Here is a 2,748-nt window from a genome sequence, read left to right as displayed (position 1 = left end):
ATTGGATAAGCCCTCGACCGATTAGTACTGGTCAGCTCCATGCATTGCTGCACTTCCACCCCCAGCCTATCTACCTCGTCGTCTTCAAGGGGTCTTACATACTGGGAAATCTCATCTTGAGGGGGGCTTCACGCTTAGATGCTTTCAGCGTTTATCCCGTCCGTACATAGCTACCCAGCGGTGCTCCTGGCGGAACAACTGGTACACCAGCGGTACGTCCATCCCGGTCCTCTCGTACTAAGGACAGCTCCTCTCAAATTTCCTACGCCCACGACAGATAGGGACCGAACTGTCTCACGACGTTCTGAACCCAGCTCGCGTACCGCTTTAATGGGCGAACAGCCCAACCCTTGGGACCTACTTCAGCCCCAGGATGCGATGAGCCGACATCGAGGTGCCAAACCTCCCCGTCGATGTGGACTCTTGGGGGAGATAAGCCTGTTATCCCCAGGGTAGCTTTTATCCGTTGAGCGATGGCCCTTCCATGCGGTACCACCGGATCACTAAGCCCGACTTTCGTCCCTGCTCGACTTGTAGGTCTCGCAGTCAAGCTCCCTTATGCCTTTGCACTCTTCGAATGATTTCCAACCATTCTGAGGGAACCTTTGGGCGCCTCCGTTACTCTTTAGGAGGCGACCGCCCCAGTCAAACTGCCCACCTGACACTGTCCCCGCACCGGATTACGGTACCAGGTTAGAACCTAGATACGATCAGGGTGGTATCCCAACGTTGCCTCCACGCAAGCTGGCGCTCACGCTTCAAAGGCTCCCACCTATCCTGTACAGATCGTACCCAAATTCAATATCAAGCTGCAGTAAAGCTCCATGGGGTCTTTCCGTCTTGTCGCGGGTAACCTGCATCTTCACAGGTATTAAAATTTCACCGGATCTCTCGTTGAGACAGCGCCCAAGTCGTTACGCCATTCGTGCGGGTCAGAATTTACCTGACAAGGAATTTCGCTACCTTAGGACCGTTATAGTTACGGCCGCCGTTTACTGGGGCTTCGGTTCACAGCTTCGGGATTRCTCCCTAACCACTCCCCTTAACCTTCCAGCACCGGGCAGGCGTCAGCCCGTATACTTCGCCTTACGGCTTCGCACAGACCTGTGTTTTTGCTAAACAGTCGCTTGGGCCTTTTCACTGCGGCCCCCTCGTGCTATTCACACTACCGGGGCACCCCTTCTCCCGAAGTTACGGGGTCATTTTGCCGAGTTCCTTAACGAGAGTTCTTCCGCGCGCCTTAGAATACTCTTCTCGCCTACCTGTGTCGGTTTGCGGTACGGGCACCTTCACCTGGCTAGAGGCTTTTCTTGGCAGTGTGAGATCATGACCTTCGCTACTAYAATTTTCGCTCCCCATCACAGCTCAGCCTTACAATGTGCGGATTTGCCTACACATCAGCCTCACTGCTTAGACGGACATCCATCAGTCCGCGTCACTACCCTACTGCGTCCCCCCATTGCTCATAACGGCTTACGGTGGTACAGGAATTTCGACCTGTTGTCCTTCGACTACGCCTTTCGGCCTCGCCTTAGGTCCCGACTTACCCTGAGCGGACGAGCCTTCCTCAGGAACCCTTAGGCTTTCGGCGGATCAGATTCTCACTGATCTTTTCGTTACTCATACCGGCATTCTCACTTGTATAATGTCCAGCGCTCCTTACGGTACACCTTCAACCCTTATACAACGCTCCCCTACCCCTGATGCAAAGCATCAAGCCATAGCTTCGGTGGTGTGTTTAGCCCCGTTACATTTTCGGCGCAGAGTCACTCGACCAGTGAGCTATTACGCACTCTTTCAATGGTGGCTGCTTCTAAGCCAACATCCTGGTTGTCTGTGCAACTCCACATCCTTTCCCACTTAACACACACTTGGGGACCTTAGCTGATGGTCTGGGCTGTTTCCCTTTTGACAATGGATCTTAGCACTCACTGTCTGACTCCCGGAAGTAAGTCTATGGCATTCGGAGTTTGACTGAGCTTGGTAACCCTTGCGGGCCCCGCACCCAATCAGTGCTCTACCTCCACGACTCTGTTTTCCGAGGCTAGCCCTAAAGCTATTTCGGGGAGAACCAGCTATCTCCGAGTTCGATTGGAATTTCTCCGCTACCCCCACCTCATCCCCGCACTTTTCAACGTGCGTGGGTTCGGGCCTCCAGTGCGTGTTACCGCACCTTCACCCTGGACAGGGGTAGATCACCCGGTTTCGGGTCTACGTCCACGTACTATGTCGCCCTATTCAGACTCGCTTTCGCTGCGGCTCCGGCTCTTCACCTTAACCTTGCACGGGAACGTAACTCGCCGGTTCATTCTACAAAAGGCACGCCATCACCCCTAAAACGGGCTCTGACTTTTTGTAAGCACACGGTTTCAGGTTCTATTTCACTCCCCTTCCGGGGTGCTTTTCACCTTTCCCTCACGGTACTGCTTCACTATCGGTCGCTAGGAAGTATTTAGCCTTGGCAGATGGTCCTGCCGGATTCATACGGGGTTTCACGTGCCCCGCACTACTCGGGATCCGTCTCGGAGRGAAYMRACTTTCAAYTACAGGGCTTTTACCTTCTTTGGCGGGCCTTTCCAGACCTCTTCGYTTAACYGRYTCCTTTGTAACTCCATGTGAGACGTCCCACAACCCCAAAGAGCAAGCTCTCTGGTTTGGGCTTCTCCGCGTTCGCTCGCCGCTACTGACGGAATCACTATTGTTTTCTCTTCCTCAGGGTACTTAGATGTTTCAGTTCCCCTGGTATGC

The 2,748-nt window shown here is 53.7% G+C and carries 1 rRNA gene; it reads right to left on the bottom strand.

The window, feature by feature from the left end:
• Position 1: 1 nt before the first annotated feature.
• A 23S ribosomal RNA gene (locus AB4111_RS30930) occupies positions 2–2,748 on the bottom strand; the annotation flags it as partial.

The organism is Paenibacillus sp. 2KB_22, assembly GCF_052115745.1.
Classification (GTDB): domain Bacteria; phylum Bacillota; class Bacilli; order Paenibacillales; family Paenibacillaceae; genus Paenibacillus.
This window is presented reverse-complemented; position numbering and strand designations above follow the sequence as displayed.